At 75.0% G+C, this 524-nt stretch carries 1 protein-coding gene; it reads right to left on the reverse strand.

All coding sequences use genetic code 11. The features are described 5' to 3' along the window. Positions 1-478: S-adenosylmethionine:tRNA ribosyltransferase-isomerase (locus ACTIFU_RS24005; RefSeq protein ID WP_439580830.1), on the reverse strand; the 478-nt coding region annotated here is incomplete at its 3' end. Between the last annotated feature and the right edge of the window lie 46 nt (positions 479-524).

Raw genomic sequence — 524 nt, forward strand, 5'->3', positions numbered from 1 at the left:
GGGGGCCGTCCGCGCGCGTGATGTAGGGGGGCAGGGGGATTTCGCCTGCCACCTCGAGTGCGGCCGCCAGCCGCGCCGGGTCCGCGCCGAAGTCGAGCCGCGCGGCCCCGCCCTCGAATTTCTCCAGGACACGGGCGGTGAGGTCGGCGCCCTCGATCTGGACCTCGTCTCCCGGCTTCAGGCGCCGGGCGTTGCGGATGAGGGCGTGCCAGGAGCCATCGCCCTCGGCGCGGTTCAGCATGATCTCGACGCACGCCGCGCCGCGCCGGCCGCGCAGCCGGGCGGGGATCACGCGCGTGTCGTTCACCACCATCACGTCGCCGGGCTCCAGGAAGCCGGGCAGGTCGCGCACGCCCTGGTCCAGGCGGGCATCGCCCTGCACCACCAGCATCCGCGCCGCGTCGCGCGGCCGGATGGGCGCCAGCGCGATCAGCGCCTCGGGCAGGTCGAAGTCGAAATCCTGGGGGGTGAGCGACATGGAGCGCCGGGCGGTAGCGCGCCCGCGGCCCCCATGCAACCGGATG

The sequence above is a fragment of the Elioraea sp. genome (genome assembly GCF_051860475.1).
Classification (GTDB): Bacteria; Pseudomonadota; Alphaproteobacteria; order Acetobacterales; family Acetobacteraceae; genus Elioraea.